The organism is Variovorax sp. SG517, from assembly GCF_013376045.1.
Lineage (GTDB): Bacteria > Pseudomonadota > Gammaproteobacteria > Burkholderiales > Burkholderiaceae_C > Variovorax.
The window spans coordinates 676,186-693,993 of sequence record NZ_JABMJG010000001.1; the positions used below are offsets into that span (position 1 = coordinate 676,186).

Annotated in this window: 17 protein-coding genes; 11 read left to right on the top strand and 6 right to left on the bottom strand. The window is 69.2% G+C overall.

Annotated features, from left to right (window positions below; genetic code table 11):
- The first annotated feature begins 95 nt into the window (after nucleotides 1-95).
- Genes ureE through ureG form a run of 3 tightly spaced genes read left to right on the top strand, consistent with a single transcriptional unit; the run spans nucleotide 96 to nucleotide 2,077 of the window.
- Nucleotides 96-740 carry an urease accessory protein UreE gene (gene ureE / locus FHT32_RS03080; RefSeq protein WP_176663160.1) on the top strand — a complete coding sequence of 215 codons (645 nt, stop codon included), beginning with the start codon at nucleotides 96-98 and terminating at the stop codon, nucleotides 738-740.
- On the top strand, nucleotides 703-1,410 hold the full coding sequence (locus tag FHT32_RS03085; RefSeq protein WP_176663602.1) for an urease accessory protein UreF: 708 nt from the start codon (nucleotides 703-705) through the stop codon (nucleotides 1,408-1,410). The genes ureE and FHT32_RS03085 overlap by 38 nt, the downstream gene beginning before the upstream one ends.
- Nucleotides 1,411-1,426: 16 nt before the next feature.
- Nucleotides 1,427-2,077, top strand: a complete 651-nt coding sequence (gene ureG / locus FHT32_RS03090; RefSeq protein WP_176663161.1) for an urease accessory protein UreG — start codon at nucleotides 1,427-1,429, stop codon at nucleotides 2,075-2,077.
- A 16-nt stretch (nucleotides 2,078-2,093) separates the two neighbouring features.
- Here the strand turns inward: ureG and FHT32_RS03095 are convergent, their stop codons facing one another.
- On the bottom strand, nucleotides 2,094-2,273 hold the full coding sequence (locus tag FHT32_RS03095; protein WP_176663162.1) for a DUF3606 domain-containing protein: 180 nt from the start codon (nucleotides 2,271-2,273) through the stop codon (nucleotides 2,094-2,096).
- A gap of 254 nt (nucleotides 2,274-2,527) precedes the next feature.
- Here FHT32_RS03095 and FHT32_RS03100 point away from each other — a divergent pair, with 254 nt between their 5' ends.
- Complete coding sequence (locus tag FHT32_RS03100; RefSeq protein WP_176663163.1) at nucleotides 2,528-4,009, top strand: ATPase domain-containing protein; 1,482 nt, start codon at nucleotides 2,528-2,530, stop codon at nucleotides 4,007-4,009.
- Nucleotides 4,006-5,586: an ATP-binding protein gene (locus FHT32_RS03105; protein WP_371132119.1), complete on the top strand. Its 1,581-nt coding sequence runs from the start codon at nucleotides 4,006-4,008 to the stop codon at nucleotides 5,584-5,586. Before FHT32_RS03100 ends, FHT32_RS03105 begins: the two co-directional genes overlap by 4 nt.
- Nucleotides 5,587-5,638: 52 nt before the next feature.
- Here the strand turns inward: FHT32_RS03105 and FHT32_RS03110 are convergent, their stop codons facing one another.
- The 3 genes from FHT32_RS03110 to FHT32_RS03120 all read right to left on the bottom strand — a co-directional run bounded on the left by FHT32_RS03110 (nucleotide 5,639) and on the right by FHT32_RS03120 (nucleotide 8,439).
- Complete coding sequence (locus FHT32_RS03110) at nucleotides 5,639-6,118, bottom strand: hypothetical protein (RefSeq protein ID WP_256098850.1); 480 nt, start codon at nucleotides 6,116-6,118, stop codon at nucleotides 5,639-5,641.
- Nucleotides 6,119-6,326: 208 nt separating this feature from the next.
- Nucleotides 6,327-6,938 carry an ATP-binding protein gene (locus FHT32_RS03115; RefSeq protein ID WP_176663165.1) on the bottom strand — a complete coding sequence of 204 codons (612 nt, stop codon included), beginning with the start codon at nucleotides 6,936-6,938 and terminating at the stop codon, nucleotides 6,327-6,329.
- A gap of 343 nt (nucleotides 6,939-7,281) precedes the next feature.
- On the bottom strand, nucleotides 7,282-8,439 hold the full coding sequence (locus FHT32_RS03120) for a porin (protein WP_176663166.1): 1,158 nt from the start codon (nucleotides 8,437-8,439) through the stop codon (nucleotides 7,282-7,284).
- 201 nt (nucleotides 8,440-8,640) lie between these two features.
- Between FHT32_RS03120 and FHT32_RS03125 the strand changes: the two genes are divergently transcribed.
- Nucleotides 8,641-9,309, top strand: a complete 669-nt coding sequence (locus FHT32_RS03125) for a nuclease-related domain-containing protein (protein ID WP_176663167.1) — start codon at nucleotides 8,641-8,643, stop codon at nucleotides 9,307-9,309.
- Between the two features lie 87 nt (nucleotides 9,310-9,396).
- Nucleotides 9,397-11,799, top strand: coding sequence for an outer membrane protein assembly factor BamA (gene bamA, locus FHT32_RS03130; protein ID WP_176663168.1), 2,403 nt, complete (start codon nucleotides 9,397-9,399; stop codon nucleotides 11,797-11,799).
- 84 nt (nucleotides 11,800-11,883) lie between these two features.
- Here bamA and FHT32_RS03135 read toward each other — a convergent pair whose 3' ends face one another.
- Complete coding sequence (locus FHT32_RS03135; protein ID WP_256098851.1) at nucleotides 11,884-12,057, bottom strand: hypothetical protein; 174 nt, start codon at nucleotides 12,055-12,057, stop codon at nucleotides 11,884-11,886.
- A 160-nt stretch (nucleotides 12,058-12,217) separates the two neighbouring features.
- On the opposite strand from FHT32_RS03135, the gene FHT32_RS03140 reads away from it, so the two are divergent.
- Both FHT32_RS03140 and FHT32_RS03145 read left to right on the top strand, forming a co-directional pair.
- Nucleotides 12,218-13,840, top strand: coding sequence for an ATP-binding protein (locus FHT32_RS03140; protein WP_176663169.1), 1,623 nt, complete (start codon nucleotides 12,218-12,220; stop codon nucleotides 13,838-13,840).
- Nucleotides 13,837-14,529 (top strand): response regulator, encoded by a 693-nt coding sequence (locus tag FHT32_RS03145; protein WP_176663170.1) that lies wholly within the window; start codon nucleotides 13,837-13,839, stop codon nucleotides 14,527-14,529. The genes FHT32_RS03140 and FHT32_RS03145 overlap by 4 nt, the downstream gene beginning before the upstream one ends.
- Before the next feature lie 12 nt (nucleotides 14,530-14,541).
- On the opposite strand, the gene FHT32_RS03150 is transcribed toward FHT32_RS03145, so the two are convergent.
- A complete protein-coding gene (locus tag FHT32_RS03150; RefSeq protein WP_176663171.1) occupies nucleotides 14,542-15,381 on the bottom strand; it encodes an AraC family transcriptional regulator in 840 nt (279 codons plus the stop codon).
- 103 nt (nucleotides 15,382-15,484) lie between these two features.
- Here FHT32_RS03150 and FHT32_RS03155 point away from each other — a divergent pair, with 103 nt between their 5' ends.
- On the top strand, nucleotides 15,485-16,474 hold the full coding sequence (locus FHT32_RS03155) for a tripartite tricarboxylate transporter substrate binding protein (protein ID WP_176663172.1): 990 nt from the start codon (nucleotides 15,485-15,487) through the stop codon (nucleotides 16,472-16,474).
- Between the two features lie 2 nt (nucleotides 16,475-16,476).
- Complete coding sequence (locus tag FHT32_RS03160) at nucleotides 16,477-17,799, top strand: PhzF family phenazine biosynthesis isomerase (protein WP_176663173.1); 1,323 nt, start codon at nucleotides 16,477-16,479, stop codon at nucleotides 17,797-17,799.
- Nucleotides 17,800-17,808 lie beyond the last annotated feature (9 nt).

Genomic DNA, 17,808 nt, shown 5'->3' on the forward strand with positions numbered 1-17,808 from the left:
AGAAGCCCCAGGGAACGCGCCTGCTTGACAGGCTGCGTATCCTCGAAGGTATTCATCCAGCCAGCGGGCGCTCTCCGGGGCGCTCCATTTGCACCATGCTCACCGCCAACAAACTCATGCCCCAGGGCCGCGGCCTCGCGCCCGTGCTGCTCAAGCGCGCCGCCACCATCGAACTCGACTGGGACGTCCGCCAGAAGAGCCGCTTCGACGCCACCGACTCGCAGGGCCGCCAGATCGGCGTGTTCCTGCCGCGCGGCACGCTGGTGCGCGGCGGCGACGTGCTGGTGGCCGAAGACGGCTCGCTGGTGCGCGTGATCGCCGCGCCGCAGCCGGTGCTTCGCATCACGCACTGCACCGCGCACGGCACGCCCTTCGACCTGACGCGCGCGGCCTACCACCTGGGCAACCGGCACGTGCCGATCGAGCTGAAGCCCGACCACCTGAAGATCGAGCCCGACCACGTGCTGGCCGACATGCTGCGCTCGATGCACCTGATCGTCGTGTCGGTGGAGGAAGCCTTCGAACCCGAAGGCGGTGCGTACGGGTCGCACGAGCATTCGCATGGCGGTCACGGCCACAACCATGACCATGGGCACTCCCATGACCATGGCCATTCGCACGGAAGCAGCGGCGGGCAGAAGCCGCTGGTGCTCGCGCCGGAACTGCTCGACGGCCACGATGGTCACGACCACTCGCACGGCCATGACCATGGCCACGGACATCACGGCCACTCCCACTGACGTGTCTGCCCAAAGCCTCCTGCAGCTGATCTGGCTCGCCTCCCCGGCGCTGCCCGTGGGCGGCTTCTCGTATTCCGAAGGCGTCGAGGCCGCCGTCGAATGGGCCGGCGTCGATTCAGAAGCGCGCGCGGCCGAATGGCTCTCCGACCAGCTCCACCTGAGCTTCGCCCGCGGCGACCTCGCCGTCTGCGCGCAGGCCATCATGGCCTGGCAGGCCGGCGACATGCCGCGTATCCGCCAGCTCAACCGCTGGGTGATGGCCACGCGCGAATCGGCCGAGTTCCTTTTGCAGACCGAGCAGATGGGCCGTTCCTTCGTCGAATGGCTGAAGCTGCACCACGCGGACACGGCGGAAGTGTTCGCCGATCTGGGCGCGAGCTACCCCGTCGCATTCGCCTTCGCGGCCGGCCGCGCCGGCGCCACGGTGCACGACGGCAGCCTGGCCTTCGCCTTCGGCTGGGCCGAGAACATGGTCGGCGCCGCGGTCAAGGCCGTGCCGCTGGGCCAGAGCGCGGGCCAGCGCATCCTGGGGCGGCTGGCGCAGGAGATTCCCGATGCCGTGACCCGCGCCATGGCCCTCGGCGACGACGAGCGCCAGGCCTTCGCGCCCCTGCTGGCGGTGCTGTCGGCCCGCCATGAAACACAATATTCCCGCCTTTTCCGAAGCTGAACCGGACACCACTGCCATGACTTCCGCCCTCCACCACATTCCCAACCGCACCAAGAGACTTCCGCCGCTGCGCGTGGGCATCGGCGGCCCGGTCGGCTCGGGCAAGACCACGCTGCTGGAGATGCTGTGCAAGGCGATGCGCGACAAGTACGACCTGATCGCCATCACCAACGACATCTACACCAAGGAAGACCAGCGCCTGCTGACGGTGGCCGGCGCGCTGCCGGCCGAGCGCATCATGGGCGTGGAGACGGGCGGCTGCCCGCACACCGCGATCCGCGAAGACGCCTCGATCAACCTCGAGGCCATCGACCGCATGCTGGAAGACTTTCCGGACGCCGACGTGGTGTTCGTGGAATCGGGCGGCGACAACCTCGCGGCCACCTTCAGCCCCGAGCTGTCGGACCTCACGATCTACGTCATCGACGTGGCGGCCGGCGAGAAGATCCCGCGCAAGGGCGGCCCCGGCATCACCAAGAGCGACCTCTTCGTGATCAACAAGACCGACCTCGCGCCCTACGTGGGCGCCAACCTCGACGTGATGGAGCAGGACACGCAGCGCATGCGCCGCCAGCGCCCCTACGTGATGACGAACCTCAAGACGCTCTCGGGCGTGGCCGACGTGGTCGCGTTCATCGAGGAAAAGGGCATGCTGGCCGCGGCCTGAGGCCGGGCCCGGAAGATCAGGGCAAGCCGAGGTAGACCCGCAGGTCGTCCTTCATCGTGCCGGCCGAAGCCACGGCGGTGCGCAGGCGCTCCTCGCTCACGCCGAACCATTGGGTCCAGTAGTCGACCTCCTTGAGGTCCGTGACGTCGATCCGCTCATCGTCCCGTGGAATGCGGATCTCGGTGTCTGCGCGCATCGTCTTCTCCTGAAGAGCCAGAAATTGGTTGACCGGTTGGTCGATTGACTGAATGAAGGGCCGGGGCTTCGGGGGCCGGTGAGGCAGTTTCTCCGCGCGCCCCGCCGGGGCGGCCGGACGAATCCGCTCCCCCGTGCAGGACAACTTCCATAGTCACGCGCGGCCGCGTGCCATGCGGTGCCGTCCTGCAAGCCTGCCCCCGGCTTCGATGCTTGAATTCGGCCGTGACCTTATTCATTCGCGGAGAAGCGACCATGGAACCTCATAACCAGCGGCTGCTGAGCATGGGCGTGCCGGGCCTCGACGACGTGCTCGGCGGCGGCCTCGAGCCAAACCGGCTCTATCTTTTCGAAGGCACGCCAGGTGCCGGCAAGACGACCATCGCGATGCAGTTCCTGCTCGAAGGCGTGACGCGCGGCGAGTCCGTGCTGTACGTGACGCTGTCCGAGACCGAGCCCGAACTGCGCGGCGTTGCCGACTCGCACGGCTGGGACATTTCCAGAATTCACGTGCGGGAGATGCTACCCACCCAGGACAGCCTGCAGCCCGAGGAGCAATACACCATGTTCCACCCTTCCGAGGTGGAGCTGAGCGAAACCACGCTGCGCATCCTGAACGACGTGGAGGCCCTCAAGCCTTCGCGCATCGTGTTCGATTCGCTGTCCGAGCTGCGGCTGCTTTCGGGCACATCGCTGCGCTACCGCCGGCAGATCCTGGCGCTCAAGCAGTTCTTCGCGGGGCGCCAGTGCACCGTGCTGCTGCTGGACGACATGACCGCCACCGAGCACGACCTCCAGGTGCAGAGCATCGCGCACGCTGTGGTGCGGCTGGAGCAGTCCAACTCCGACTACGGCGCCGCCCGCCGCCGCCTGCTGGTCGTCAAGTACCGTGGCCAGTCGTTCCGCGGCGGCTACCACGACTACAAGATCGACCGCGGCGGCCTGCAGGTGTTTCCGCGGCTGGTGGCGGCCGAACACATCAGCGACGTCGCTCTGACCAACCTGCCCAGCGGCATCGAGGCGCTCGACGCGCTGCTGGGCGGTGGCCTCGAGAAGGGCACCAGCACCCTGCTCGTCGGCTCGCCGGGCACCGGCAAATCGTCGGTGGCGCTGCAGTTCGCCATTGCGGCGGCCGAGCGCGGCGAGGCTGCCGCGCTCTTCATCTTCGACGAGAGCATCAACACCCTGCGCAGCCGCAGCGCCGGCCTGAGCATGAAGCTGGAGCCCCATCTTCAATCGGGCCGCATCCGCATCAAGCAGGTCGACCCGGCCGAGCTCTCCCCCGGCGAGCTGGTGCACGAGATCCGCCAGGCCGTGACCCGGCACGGCGCGAAGGTCGTCGTCATCGACAGCCTGAACGGGTATCTCAACGCGATGCCCGACGAGCGCTTTCTCATCGTGCAGTTGCACGAGCTGCTCACCTACCTCGGGCAGTCGGGCGTGGCCACGCTGCTGGTCGGTGCGCAGCACGGGCTCATCGGCACGCAGATGCAGACTTCCGTGGACGCCAGCTACCTTGCCGACGCCGTGGTGCTGCTGCGCTACTACGAGGCCGAAGGCGAGGTGCGCCAGGCCATCTCGGTGCTCAAGAAGCGCGGCGGCGCGCACGAGCGCTCCATCCGTGCGTTCTCGATGGACCGGCGCGGCCTGCACGTGGGAGATCCGCTGCACCGCTTCAGGGGCATCCTGACCGGCGTGCCCGTGCCGATCGACGGCGTTTCCAAGCCCCCGCCGTGACCGAGGGCCCGACAATCCAGCTGCCGCAGCTGCAAGACCCGCAGCTGCGCGTGCTCATGAGGCCGGCCACCCCGAAGGACGCCGCGATGACCGCCGCCGTGCTCCTGCGCGCCGGCATCGAGACACACACCTGCGCCGATCTTCCCGAGCTGCTGCGCGAAATGGGCCAGGGCGCCGGCGCGCTGCTGGTGGCCGAGGAACTGCTCACAGGCAGCGGCGCCGCCCAGCTCGCTGCGGCGGTGGCGGCCCAGCCTCCGTGGTCCGATCTGCCGGTGCTGATACTCGCGCGGCAAGGCGCCGACTCGCGCGCCATCACCACCGCCATGGAGGGCATGGCCAACGTCACCGTGCTGGAGCGCCCGCTGCGCGTGGCCTCGCTGGTGAGCGCATTGCGCAGCGCGCTGCGCGCGCGGCGGCGCCAGTACGAACTGCGCCGCATGCTCGAGGAGCTCAACGAGGCCGACCGGCGCAAGACCGAGTTCCTGGCCACCCTCGCCCACGAACTGCGCAACCCGATGGCACCGCTGAGCACCGCGCTGGCCATCCTCAAGCGCAAGCCGCTGACGTCGGAAGCCGCGCTGCCCTACTACGAACTCATGGGCCGCCAGCTCGACCACATGGTGCGGCTGGTGAACGACCTGATGGAGGTCTCGCGCATCACGCGCGGCAAGATCGAGCTGAAGCTGGAAGAACTCGAGCTGGACAAGGTGATCCGCGGCGCGGTGGAACTCAGCCGCCCGCTGATGGACGCCGGCCGCCACACCCTCGAGGTCCACATCGCCGACACCTCGCTGGCCGTGAGGGGCGACAGCGTGCGCCTCACGCAGGTGTTCGCGAACCTGCTGAACAACGCCGCCAAGTACACGCCCGAAGGTGGACGCATCGACGTGTTCCTCGAGCAGGACGGCCATGGCCGTGCGGTGGTGCGCGTGAAGGACAGCGGCAGCGGCATTCCGGCCGCCATGCTGGACGCGATCTTCGACATGTTCGTGCAAGTCAGCGGCACCGCGCGCGCCGCGCAGGGCGGCCTGGGCATCGGCCTCACGCTGGTGAAGAGCATCGTGGAGCTGCACGGCGGCACGGTTGCCGCCCGCAGCGAGGGGACGGACCGGGGCAGCGAGTTCACGGTGTCCCTGCCCCTGCTCGACCACGGCGTGGACGCCGGCGCGCAGACCGGAGCGTCCGAGGCCACGATCGCGGTGCACCACCGCATCCTGGTGGTGGACGACAACCGCGACGCGGCCGAGTCGCTGGAGGCTCTGCTGGATCTGCTCGGCGCGCAAGTCGCGGTGGCGTTCAGCGGCCTGGATGCGCTGGCGAAGGCCGAGCACTTCGAGCCTTCGATCGCCATCCTGGACATCGGCATGCCCGGCATGGACGGCTGCGAGCTGGCGCGCCGCCTGCGCGCGCATCCGCGGCTTCATGACATCGGCCTGATCGCGGTCACGGGCTGGGGCCAGCCCGACGACCGGCTGCGCATCGCGCGGGCCGGCTTCGACCATCACCTGCTGAAGCCGGTCGATGTAGACGAACTGGCGGCGGCGCTGCAGAAGCTCGAACGGCGCGGCGCGGGCTGAGGCGAAGGAAGGGCTCAGGCAGCCCTTCTGTCTTCTTTCTTTTCTCTCTTCCTCAGAGCTCGCTGCCGTCGCGCAGCTGCCGCGCCTTGTAGACCAGCCGCACGCTCGCCCGGCGCGGATCGCCCGACTGCTGCTGCACGTAGATGTCGGTGTCGTTGCTCACCCATGCGGCATACGCGCTGCCGGGGTCGCGCGACGACAGCTCGCTGCCGAACGCGCCTCGGCCCCATTGCACCAGCGCCGTGAAGGCCGATGAGCCGGCGTCAGGCGTGGATTGCGCGGAGGCCACGTACTCGACGCGCCGCAGCTCTGAAGCCGCGAAGAAGAAGGTCGGCTCGAACAGCAGGCCCGCCATCTCGACCGGCGCCGCGCGCCATGAGCCCACGAGGCCGCCGCTCAGGCGCTGCGGCCTCTGCACCCGCTCGGCGGCGGGCAGCGCGGCCTGAAGTTCCTCCGCCGACATGCCGAGCCGCACGCCGGGCGGCAGGGCCTGCGCGTGCACGGCTGCCGCAGCGAAAAGAGCAGCGCTCATGGCGAGCGCACGAAGAAGGATCGAGGGAGAAGGAAGTCGCACGTCGGGCATCGGGAGGAAGGAAGGCGGCGGCAGCGTGGGACCGCAAGTATCGCGCGGAGTTCCGATGCGCCGCCGCGCCCGTCCATCAGTCCTCGATGAAGACCTCTTCATGGAGGCGCGGCCGCTTCATTACCGTTCGTCCATGTTGGATTGCCGGGCGCCAGGCTCAGGCCAGCAGCGGCAGCCGCAGCGTGAGCCCCAGCACGCCGCCCTCGCGGGGCGCCGAGTAGATGCGCCCGCCGTGGTGTCCCGCGATGCGCTCGCAGGCCCTGGCACTGGCCGCCACGGCTGCGGAGAGCTTGCTGTCGAAGAACCTTGCGAGCGGCGGATGCGCGTCGACGGCGTCGAGGTCGCGCCAGTGGATCACCGCCTGCTGGCCGTCGGCATGCGCCGAGACCTGAAGCGTCGAGCCGGTGCGCATCACGCTGGCCGCGTAGGCCGTGACCTTCGCGAGCAGTTCGCGCAATTCGGCCTCGATCGCGAACACGCGCACCGCTTCCTGCGGCAGCCGGATGTCGACGCGGATGGTCTTGGCATCGGCCCCGGCCTCGGCGAAAGCCGCATCGAGCAGCGACCGAATGTCCTGCGCCCGGCTCTCGACCAGGCGCTGCCGCGCTTCCTCGCGCGCCTGCTGCGCGGACTCGCGAGCCTTCGCGCCCTGGCGCAGGTTGGCGACGAACAGCGAGAACATCGTGCCGACCACGCCGCCGAGCCCCAGCAGGATCACCCCGGCGATGACGGCCCCGAGGTTGCCCGATTGCAACTGCGCCCCGCTCATCAGCGCGCTCCCGGAGGCTGCGGTCCGGGTTCGCCCGGCACCCCGCGCGCGCAGCTTTGCGGCACGGGGGCACCCTCGGCGGGGCACATGCCCCATCCGGGAGGCGGCGGCCTGCGGGCGTCGCCGAAGAGCATCGGCGGGGGCGGACGATAGGGCATGGGTGACGGGGGAAGCACGATGCAGCCGGTCAGCCCGAAGGACGCCAGTGCGCCCGCGAGGAGTCGGATTCGGTTCATTGGTCGAGGTTCGATGCTGGATGAATGAAGGCGTGGAAAGCGAAAAAGCCGCGCGGAAGAAAAAGGGCAGCGCATGCCCCTTCCTCCCGCGCGGCGCGCGTCCGTCGTCAGAACGCGTGGCGGATACCGAAGTCGTAGCCGGTGGAAGAACGCGGCAGGCCCGTGTAGCCCGTGCCCGTGCTGCCGTAGCCCGTCGTGCTCGCCGACACCAGGCTGCCCGTGTAGTTCGCGTCGTTGCGGTTGTTCACCCGCGCCACCGTCGCATACAGCGCCGTGCGCTTGGACAGGTTGTGCACGTAGCCGATCGCGAACTTGCGCGCCAGCGGGTCCTCGCCCGTGATGCCCGCCCCGCCCTCGTTGTAGCGAACCTGCGAGTACGACGCGCGGATCAGCCCCGCGCCCACCGGCACGGTCGCGCCGATCAGGTAGCCGTTGTAGCTGTCGTGCGTGTTGCCCAGCGCCGTGTCGAACTTGTTCTTCACGTTCGACAGCTCCCCGAACAGCTTCACCGGACCGAAGTCGTACGAAGCACCCAGGTTGATGGTCTGCACCTTGCGCTCCAGCGTGGTGGTGTCCGCCGCGATGCTCTGGCCCACGCCCAGGGCGACGTCCAGCGGGCCGTTGGCGTAGCCGAAGCGACCGCCGACGTAGCGGCCTGCACTGCTGCTGGTGGCAGCCGTGGTGCTGGTCGCGTCCGTGCTGGTGTTCTCGTGCAGCGCGTACTGGAACTGGCCATAGAAGCCGCCCAGGTTCGGCGGCAGGAAGTAGCCGATCGAGTTGCTCGCGCGCACGTAGTTGGTGTTGTTGATGGTGGCGTTGCCGCTGACGGTGCTGATGACGTTGGTGCCCGAGCCGTTGGTGCCGAACGGGTCGAAGACGGTGTCGTTCCAGAAGGTGGGCGTGTAGTCGCGGCCCAGGCGCAGCTCGCCGAAGCCACCCGACAGGCTCACGGTGGAGCGGCGCGCGAAGGTGGAGATGCCGGTGGCGCCGTCGTCGTTGGTGATGGGCGCTTCGAGCCAGAAGCTCGCTGCAAGCCCGCCGCCGAGGTCTTCGGTGCCGCGAAAGCCGATGCGGCTGGAGTTGTAGGCGGAGTTGCCCAGGCTGGTCTTGCTTTGCTTGACGGACGCTCCGGTGATGGCGTCGCGCGAGGTCGTCGACTGGTAGGTCAGGCCGGCGTCCACGACGCCGAACAACGTGACTGACGATTGGGCAGAAGCCAGGCCGCAGACGGCCAGGGCGGCGAATGCCGTGAGGGTTTTCTTCATTCAGGGTTCTCCGGTTGCAGCGGCTCTCCATCGAGCAGCCGACACGCATGGTCCCGTTCAAATTCGGAGGAATCTTGTGGTTGCCCACTGCCTTGCGAGAACTGTTGTTTGCACGCAAACCGCATGCACCACCGAAGGAAACACCTCGCACAAGAAGTCTCCGAAAAGCCGCGCGATGCTCGGCGGCCGAAGGAGCCTTCCATGACCATTGCCCTGCCAAGCAATACCGCCACAACGCTGGGTGTGCAGCAACTCGCCAACGCGTTCGGCCCCACCTTTTCGTACCTGCGCATTCTTCGCAACCTCATCATCCCGATGCCAGAGGGGCACACGGTGCCCACGGCGCGCATCGACGCGGTGCTCGTGTGCGAGACCGGCGTGTATCTCTTCGAGATCAAGGCATGGCGCAATGCGTTCGTCTACCGAAAGAAGGCGGAGCAGTCGCCGCCGCGCTGGTTTCTGCGCCTGCATGGCGACAAGAGTGCGCGCGAGGTGAAAGACCCCGCGTGGCAGGGCGGACGCAAGACCTCGCAGCTGCGCGCCCTGCTGTGCGACGAGTTGCGGCTGCAGTACTTCGTGCTCCTGCCCTGCGAGGGCATCGAGCTCGAGGGCGTGATGCCGGCGGCCGTGATCACGCAGCAGGACCTGCCCTACATCGCGCGCCTTGTGCGCAACAACGGCCGCCTCGCGCGCAACTACCCGCTGCTGGACGAACGCGCCGTCGACCGCACGGTGGAGCGCCTGCTCGAGATACAGGGCGACCTGAGGATCGACGACCACCTGCGCAACTGCCGCGAAAGAAGCGCCCAGTTGCCGGAAGCCGTCGCGATGCCGGCATGGGCTGCTCCCAACGCAATGGGGTTGCAGTAGGCAAGGCCGAGGCAAAGACCCCGAGCGTGCCGGGGCGGGCGGGGAAAAGTCCCAAATTTCTCCGACATTGGCGGGAACCATGCGCCGATGCAGTTTCCCAAGTCACTCGCAGCTGCAGCCGCGCTGCTTGCCTCCATTGCCGCTTCTCCCGCCTGGGCATTCGATCCGTTCACCATCGGGGACATCCGGCTCGAGGGCCTGCAGCGCGTCGAACCCGGCACCGTCTTCGCCACCATGGGCCTGCGGGCCGGCGACACCTACAGCGACGAGCGCGGCAGCGCCGCCATCCGCGAGCTGTTCAAGCTCGGGCTCTTCAAGGACGTACGCATCGACGTAAACGGCAACGTGCTGGTCGTGGTCGTGGAAGAACGCCCGAGCATCGCCGAGGTCGACTTCGCGGGCACCAAGGAATTCGACAAGGCCGCGCTGCAGAAGGCGCTGCGCGAGATCGGGCTGGCCGAGGGGCAGGCCTACGACAAGGCGCTGGCCGACCGCGCCGAGCAGGAGCTCAAGCGGCAGTACATCGGCCGCAGCCTCTACAACGCCGAGGTCGTCACCACCGTCACGCCGCTGGAGAAGAATCGCGTGAACCTGACCTTCACGGTGACGGAGGGCGAGCCCGCGCGCATCAAGGAAGTGCACGTGGTCGGCAACAGGGCCTTCAGCGAGAGCACGCTGCTGGACCTGTTCGACCAGGACACGGGCGGCTGGCTCGACTGGTACACCAAGTCCAACCAGTACTCGCGCACCAAATTCAACGGCGACCTGGAGACGCTGCGCTCCTACTACATCACGCGCGGCTACCTGGAGTTCCGCATCGACTCGACGCAGGTCGCCATTTCGCCCGACCGGCAGACGCTGACTCTCACGATCAACATCACCGAAGGCGAGAAGTTCGTGGTGGCCGGCGTGAAGCTCGCGGGCGACTACATGGGCCGCGAGGACGAGTTCAAGACGCTCGTGACCATCCGCCCCGGCAGGCCCTACAACGGCGAGGACGTGGCCGCCACCACCAAGGCCTTCACCGACTACTTCGGCACCTTCGGCTATGCCTTCGCGCGCGTGAAGGCCGAGCCGGAGATCGACCGGCAGAACAACCGCGTGACGCTGGTGCTCAGGGCGGAGGCCTCGCGCCGCGCCTACGTGCGGCGCATCAACATCGGCGGCAACGCCAGGACGCGCGACGAGGTGATCCGCCGCGAGTTCCGCCAGTACGAGGGCGCCTGGTACGACGGCAACAAGATCCGCGCCTCGCGCGACCGCGTGGACCGCCTGGGCTTCTTCACCGACGTGAGCGTCGATACCGTCGACGTGCCCGGCTCGCCCGACCAGGTCGACCTGGCGGTGACCGTGGCCGAGAAGCCGACCGGCTCGCTGCAGCTGGGCGCGGGCTACTCCTCCACCGACAAGGTCTCGCTGACCTTCGGCATCACGCAGGAGAACGTGTTCGGCAGCGGCAACTACCTGGGGCTGAACGTGAACACCAGCTCGTACAACCGCACCATCTCGCTGACGGCCACCGACCCGTACTTCACGAAAGACGGCATCTCGCGCACGCTGAACGTGTTCCACACCACCACGCGCCCCTACTACGAGGCCGACGGCAACTACAAGCTCGCAAGCGACGGCGGCTCGGTGCGCTTCGGCTTCCCGGTGGGCGAGCAGGACACGGTGTTCCTGGGCATCGGGCTGGAGCGCTGGTCGTTCACGCCGGGCACCAACGGCACCTACACGCTGGTCGACGGCTCGTACGTGTACACCGCCACGCCACAGGCCTACCTCGACTACTTCAAGTGCACGGGCACCGCGCCGAGCGTGAGCTGCGCCAAGTCGAGCATGATCGCCATCCCCGCCACGCTGGGCTGGTCGCGCGACGACCGCGACAGCGCGCTGGTGCCCACGCGCGGCCGCCTGCAGAGCGCCAACCTCGAGATGGGCGTGGGCAGCGAGCTGCGCTACCTGAAGACCAACTACCAGTACCAGCAGTATTTCCCGCTGTCCAAGCAGTACACGCTGGCCATCAACGGGCAGCTCGGCTATGCGCGCGCGCTGGGCGGCAGCACCTATCCGATCTTCAAGAACTTCTACGCCGGCGGCCTGGGCTCGATCCGCGGCTTCGAGCAGAACTCGCTGGGCCCGGCCGACTCGGTGACGGGCGGCGCGCTCGGCGGCACGCGCAAGGCGATCTTCAACATGGAGTTCAGCACGCCCTTCCCGGGTGCGGGCAACGACAAGACGCTGCGCCTGTACACCTTCCTCGACGCGGGCAACGTGTTCGCCGACCGCACCGCGAGCATGACGGACGCGCAGTGGAAGGCGCAGAACCGCCTGCGCGCCTCGGCGGGCATCGGCATCAGCTGGATCTCGCCGCTGGGACCGCTGCGGCTGGCCTACGCCGTGCCGCTGGTCTACCAGAAGGCCGACACCGCGAACAACATCGCGGCCGACCGCACCCAGCGCTTCCAGTTCCAGATCGGAACCTCGTTCTGAGCCTCGGGAGTCCTGGCCGCGGCCTGCGCGGTCAGCGGCAGCAGGCCGCTGCGCCGGCAAGTGCCGGGGAATCGGCGCGAGCCGTCATGGATTGCGCTGTTCCTTTTCTTCCGCCGCATCAGGCGGCGAGGGCGGCGAGGGCCGCGTGGCCCGGCCTTCCGCCCAGAAGACGATCAGCGCCCAGGCCTGGGCGAGCAGCCAGAAAAACACCGTGATCGCCAGCAGCAGCGGCAGGGGCAGGTCCATGTGCGCAGTCATGGGTCGCATCGTGCGGGCCGATCGCGGAGAAATGATGGAGAACATTTCTCCCAGATTCCTCCACATTCGGCCGCGATGATCGGCTGCCGACCCACCCGGCCTCTCCCTCGCCCGTCCCGCCATGCATGCCGCAGAATGCGGCAATGCCTGCCCCGAGCCCATGCCTCACCTGACCCTTTCCAGAAAGATCTTCCTCGCGCTGGCCGCGCTGTTGATCGTGCTGCTGATCAGTTTCGCGGGCCTGTCGATCATCGCGCTGCAGCGCGGCCTGGGCTCCTACGTGGCCGAGATCGAGATCCGGCGCATGGACTGGCTCGCGCAGCAGCTGCAGAAGTACCACGCCGCCAACGGCGACTGGAAGGGCCTGCACGACAACGACGACGCGTGGCACCGCCTGCAGATGGGCCGGATGGCCGCGGCGCTCGACAACGCGAGCGGCAGCGGCGACGAACGGCGGCTGCCGCCCTGGTACGAGTACCGCACCATGCGCGGGAATCCGCCGCCGGAAGGCGGCGCGGGCGCGGGCGACGGCGGCGCCGAGGGCGGCAGGCCGCCGCCCCCTCCACCGCCGCCGGACTCGGCGCTTTCGTCGCCCCAGCTCGAGCTGACGCCGCGCCGGCTGCCGACCATGCCTCCGCCGTGGTTCTTCCGCGATCCGCGCGACATGCCGGACTCCATCTTCCAGCGGCTGGCCCTGCTCGACGCGCACGGCGTACGCGTGGTGGGCGCCGAAGTCGACCTCGCGAACGCCGCGCGCACGCCGATCCGCCGCGACCGCACCGTCATCGGCTACCTGGCGCTCACGCCCGTGCAGGGCCTGGAGAGCGAGGCCGACCGGGCCTTCGTCGCGCGGCAGTCCGGTGTGATCGTGCTCACCGGGCTGTGTGGCCTCGGCTTCGCGCTGGTGCTCTCGTGGCTGCTGGCGCGCCGCTGGTTCAAGCCCATCGACGAGCTCACCCAGGCCGCGCAGGACGTGGCGCGCGGCCGGCTCTCCACCCGCGTCGCGGTGCAGGGCTCGGACGAACTGGCGCTGCTGGGCCGCACCTTCAACGACATGGCACAGCGGCTGAACACGATGGAGGCATCGCGCCGCGCCTGGCTGGCCGACGCGGCCCACGAGCTGCGCACGCCGCTGGCCGCCATGCGCGCGGAGATCGAGGCGCTGCAGGACGGCGTGCGCACCTTCGACGAACGCACCGCCCTGCGGCTGCACCGCCAGGTGATCCGCCTGGGCCAGCTGGTCGACGACCTGCGCAGCAGCATGCGCGAGCCGCATAACGACTTGCCCACGGCCACCGTGTTTCCGCTGTCGCTGCTGAAGGAGGCGCTCGACCACACGCGCGACCGCTTCACGGCGCGCGGCATCACGGTGGACCGCCGCGCCATCGACCGCATCGGCGCGTCCGCGCAGCCCGCTGTCGAGGGCGACGCGCACCGGCTGCACCAGGTCTTCATGAACCTGCTGGAGAACACGCTGGCCTACACCGACCAGGGCGGCGAGCTGCACATCGACCTCATGGTCGAGGGCGCGTGGACCGGCAACCGCCTCACGCTGGTGTTCGACGACAGCGCGCCGGGCGTGCCCGAGGCCGAGCTGCCGCGCCTCTTCGACCGGCTGTTCCGCGGCGAGACCTCGCGCAGCCGCGAGCTCGGCGGCTCGGGGCTGGGGCTTTCCATCTGCCGCGCGACCATCGAGGCGCACGGCGGCACGATCGACGCGTCGCCCTCGCCCCTGGGCGGCCTGCGCCTGACCATCACCCTTCCACTGGCAGCATCGCCATGACACGCATCGTCATCGTCGAAGACGAAACCGACATCGCCTCGGTGGTGCAGGACTACCTGCGCCACGCGGGCTACGAAACCGAGCACTTCGCCGACGGGCAGAGCGCGCTCGAAAGCATCGTCGGCACGCCGCCCGACCTCACGCTGCTGGACATCATGCTGCCGCGGCTCGACGGCATCGAGGTGCTGCGCCGCGCGCGCGAGCACACGGCGCACCCGATCATCATGCTGACCGCGCGCATCGAGGAGGTCGACCGGCTGCTGGGCCTGGAACTCGGCGCCGACGACTACGTGTGCAAGCCCTTCTCGCCGCGCGAACTGGTGGCGCGCGTTCGCGCGGTGCTGCGCCGCACCGCGCCGGGCCCGTCGCAGGGCCCGGGCTCGCAGAACGACGCACCGGGGCTGGTACTCGACGACGTGCACTGGCGTGCGTCGCTCGAAGGCACGCCGCTGAACCTCACGCGGCGCGAGTTCGGGCTGCTGCAGGTGCTCTCGCGGCACCCCGGGCGCATCTTCTCGCGCGCCCGCCTGCTCGAGCTGGCCTACGACGACACGGTGGACGTGACGGAACGCGCCATCGACAGCCACGTGAAGAACCTGCGCCGCAAGCTCGGCGCGGTGACGCCGGGGCACGACTGGATACGGTCGGTGTACGGCGTGGGCTTCGCGTGGGAGGCGCCGGCCGGTTAGGGCCTGTTCACACTATTTCCGGTCCTGCACGGGCCCCGAGGCGCGGATCTGCGTCGCGGTCTTCGCCCAGGTCTTCTCCAGCATCCGCGACAGGTACGAGCCCGATTCCCAGCCCACCTGAAGCGCGATGGAAAGCACCGAGTCGCGCGTGTTCCTCAGCAGGAACTCCGCGCGCTCCAGGCGCCGGCGCTGCAGGTAGGCCAGCGGCGACACGCCGTACTTCGCGCGGAAGACGCGCTCCACCTGGCGGCGCGAAAGACGGTGCTGCTGCGCGAAGGCCTCCAGCGACAGCGGCCGGGAAAGATCGGCTTCGATGGTTTCCGCCAGCAGTTCGGCCACCAGCAGGGCCGAGGCGGGATCGCCGTCCGACAGCGGCTGGCCGCTGAGCCGCGCAGCCTCCATGACGAGCGCGCCGCACAGCGCATAGTTCTCCGCGGTGCCGGTCCTGGCCGACTCGAACATCCGCTGCGACAGCGCACGCAGCGCCGTGCTGCCGGCGCGCATGCCCTGCGACGGAGTCGAAACGCCCTGCGCCTGCAGCGCGGTGGCCCACAGCGCGGGGTCCACATAGACCGCGACGTGCGTCTGCCCCGCCGTGAGCGTGGTGGTCGAATGCGCGCTGCCGGCCGCGAACCAGAGGAAGTGCCCGGGGCCCAGGGTCTGCGCGCCGCCTTGCGCGTCGCCAACGCTGAAGCGCCCCGCCAGTGGCACGAACAGCATGTCGCAGTCGTGCACGTGCGTGTCGGTGGCGTAGCGCTCGCGGGCGTTCGCGACCATGGTGGCGTGGTGCGACAGCCGCTCGACGAACAGCGACTGGCGCGGCGCCGGTATGCGGGTGTTCGTCAGGTGCATGGCCACTCCTTGTCGCAATTGAACTCGTGCATGTCGCAATCGGCCGCGCGCGTCCGCGCACGCTCAACAGAATCGGGAAACACCACTCCCGCAAGCAAGAAGCATGAAACCCCAAGCACTGCGCCGCCGCGCGCTCCTCGGGCTGGCAGCCGCCGGCCTCCTGTACGGCCCTGCCGCCTCATGGTCGGCTCCGGAAACGGCCTACCCGGCCAAGCCGGTGACGATCATCGTACCCTTCCCCGCCGGCGGCGGCACCGACGTCATCTTCCGCTCGGTGCAGCAGCGGCTGCAGGCCGCCCTCGGCGTGTCGGTGATCATCGACAACCGCTCCGGCGCCGGCGGCACCGTGGGCACGGGCTTCGGCGCGAAGGCGAACCCCGACGGCTACACGCTGGTGGCGGCCACCACCTCGACCATCGCATCCGCCGATGCGGTGTACCCCAAGCTGCCCTACGACCCCATCAAGGACCTCGTGCCCATCGGCACCATCGGCACCACGCCCTTCGTGCTGGTGGTGACGCCGTCGCTCGCGGCGCGCGACGTGAAGGGCTTCGTCGACTACGCCAAGGCCCATCCGCAGGCGCTCAACTACGGCAGCATCGGCAACGGCAGCCTGAGCCACCTGGCGGGCGAGCTCTTCAAGCAGCGCACCGGCATCGAGATGACCCATGTGCCCTACCGCGGCGCGGCGCCCGCGCAGGCCGACCTGATGGCGGGGCAGATCCAGGCGCTGTTCGACAACCCGCCTGCGCTGCTCGCGCAGGTGCGCGGCGGCCGCATGCGGGCGCTGGCGATCAGCGAACCCTCGGCCGGCTTCGAAGGCCTGCCGACCTTCGAGCAGGCCGGCATCAAGAACTTCAGGCCGCAGCTCTGGTACGGCCTGATGGCGCCGGCTGCCACGCCGCAGCCGGTGGTGCAGCGCCTGCGCGCCGCGCTCGACACGGCCATGCGCGATGCGGCGCTGCGCACCGACATGCAGTCCAAGGGCGTGACGCCGTGGATCGTGACGCCCGATGCATTCCAGGCACAGATACGCAGCGACATCCAGCTCTGGGGCGGCATCGCCCGGTCGGTGAATGCAAAGGCCGAATGACGATGACGACGACCCACCCTCCGCACGCCCACAACATCCGCGTCTTCGTGGGGTCCGACCCGAGCATCGGCGGCAACCCCGCACCGGTCTGGCTAGATGCCGACGCGCTCTCCACCGCGCAGATGCAGGAATACACGCGGCGCAGCGGTCATGAATCGGTCTTCGTGCTGAAGCCCGCAACGCCCGCGCACGCCCTGCGCATGCGCTACTTCGTGCCCAACCACGAAATGGAGATGTGCGGCCACGCCACCGTCGGCGCGCTCTGGCTGCTGCACCGGCGCGGCGAATGGGACGGCTCGCCCGTGGCCATCGAGACGCTGAGCGGCACCGTGACCGGCCGCCGCGTCGACGGCACGGTACAGATCAGCCAGCCGCGCGCGGTGGTGGAGGAAGTGACGCAGCAGGCGCTGGTCGAGGAGATCGCGCGCTGCCTGGGCATCGATGCGGCGAACATCGTCGGGCCCGTGCTCAACGCCGCGACCAGCCGCGTGAAGACGCTGGTGCGGCTGGCGGATACGAAGCAGCTCCACGGCCTGCGCGTGGATTTCGCGCGCGTCGAGTCGCTGTGCGAGCGGCTGGGCTCGACCGGGCTGTATCCGTACGCGCTGTCGGAAGGCGAAGTCTGCACGGTCAGCGCGCGGCAGTTTCCGAAATCCTCCGGCTATCCCGAAGATGCGGCCACGGGCATCGCCGCGGCGGCGCTCGCATGGGGCCTGCGCCGCCTGGGCCTGGTCGGCACGGACGCGCTCGCGGTGACGGTGCGGCAGGGTGAAGCCATGGGGTCGCCTTCCGCCATCCATGTCGGCTTGCCGTCGGAAGCGATGGGGCAGGAAGGCTGCAGGATCGGCGGCGAATGCTGCGAAGAGCCGCCGGAGGATCTGCGCCTGGAGGTGCTCTGCCCGCCGGAAGCGGCGCGTGCGAGCCCTTCCGGAACCTATGCCACCTTCTCGAAGGCGGGCAGCCTGTGGCAATCGAGCGGCGTCGTCGGGCGCGAGAACGGCGAAGTCGTTGCCGGGCCGCTGCGGGGGCCGGACGACGTGGCGCGCGGCCAGCGCGCGGCGGTGGCTGCAGTCGCCGCGCTGCTGCGCTCCGCGCGCGAAGAACTTGGCAGCCTCTCGCGCGTCGCCCGCGTCGTCGCGCTGAACGGATACCTCCAGACAGGCGCCGATTTCGCGGAGCACGCGAAGGTGATGGACGCGGCCTCGGAACTGCTGCGGCAGGTCTTTCCGGAGGCACCGCTGCCGGCCCGCACGACCATCGGCGTCGCGTCGCTTCCGCGTGGCGGCGCGGCCGAGGTGTCGTTGACGCTGGAAGTACGCGACTGAGCGGCGCGG

Excerpts from the sequence above, each read along its gene's own strand:
- bamA (WP_176663168.1), top strand. The coding sequence starts at position 9,397 with ATGCAGTTTCCCAAGTCACTCGCAGCTGCAGCCGCGCTGCTTGCCTCC.
- FHT32_RS03140 (WP_176663169.1), top strand. The coding sequence starts at position 12,218 with ATGCCTCACCTGACCCTTTCCAGAAAGATCTTCCTCGCGCTGGCCGCG.
- FHT32_RS03150 (WP_176663171.1), bottom strand. The coding sequence starts at position 15,381 with ATGCACCTGACGAACACCCGCATACCGGCGCCGCGCCAGTCGCTGTTC.
- FHT32_RS03160 (WP_176663173.1), top strand. The coding sequence starts at position 16,477 with ATGACGACGACCCACCCTCCGCACGCCCACAACATCCGCGTCTTCGTG.
- FHT32_RS03135 (WP_256098851.1), bottom strand. The coding sequence starts at position 12,057 with ATGACTGCGCACATGGACCTGCCCCTGCCGCTGCTGCTGGCGATCACG.
- ureG (WP_176663161.1), top strand. The coding sequence starts at position 1,427 with ATGACTTCCGCCCTCCACCACATTCCCAACCGCACCAAGAGACTTCCG.
- FHT32_RS03100 (WP_176663163.1), top strand. The coding sequence starts at position 2,528 with ATGGAACCTCATAACCAGCGGCTGCTGAGCATGGGCGTGCCGGGCCTC.
- FHT32_RS03120 (WP_176663166.1), bottom strand. The coding sequence starts at position 8,439 with ATGAAGAAAACCCTCACGGCATTCGCCGCCCTGGCCGTCTGCGGCCTG.
- FHT32_RS03085 (WP_176663602.1), top strand. The coding sequence starts at position 703 with ATGACCATGGCCACGGACATCACGGCCACTCCCACTGACGTGTCTGCC.
- FHT32_RS03155 (WP_176663172.1), top strand. The coding sequence starts at position 15,485 with ATGAAACCCCAAGCACTGCGCCGCCGCGCGCTCCTCGGGCTGGCAGCC.
- FHT32_RS03145 (WP_176663170.1), top strand. The coding sequence starts at position 13,837 with ATGACACGCATCGTCATCGTCGAAGACGAAACCGACATCGCCTCGGTG.
- FHT32_RS03110 (WP_256098850.1), bottom strand. The coding sequence starts at position 6,118 with ATGAGCGCTGCTCTTTTCGCTGCGGCAGCCGTGCACGCGCAGGCCCTG.
- ureE (WP_176663160.1), top strand. The coding sequence starts at position 96 with ATGCTCACCGCCAACAAACTCATGCCCCAGGGCCGCGGCCTCGCGCCC.
- FHT32_RS03115 (WP_176663165.1), bottom strand. The coding sequence starts at position 6,938 with ATGAGCGGGGCGCAGTTGCAATCGGGCAACCTCGGGGCCGTCATCGCC.
- FHT32_RS03095 (WP_176663162.1), bottom strand. The coding sequence starts at position 2,273 with ATGCGCGCAGACACCGAGATCCGCATTCCACGGGACGATGAGCGGATC.
- FHT32_RS03125 (WP_176663167.1), top strand. The coding sequence starts at position 8,641 with ATGACCATTGCCCTGCCAAGCAATACCGCCACAACGCTGGGTGTGCAG.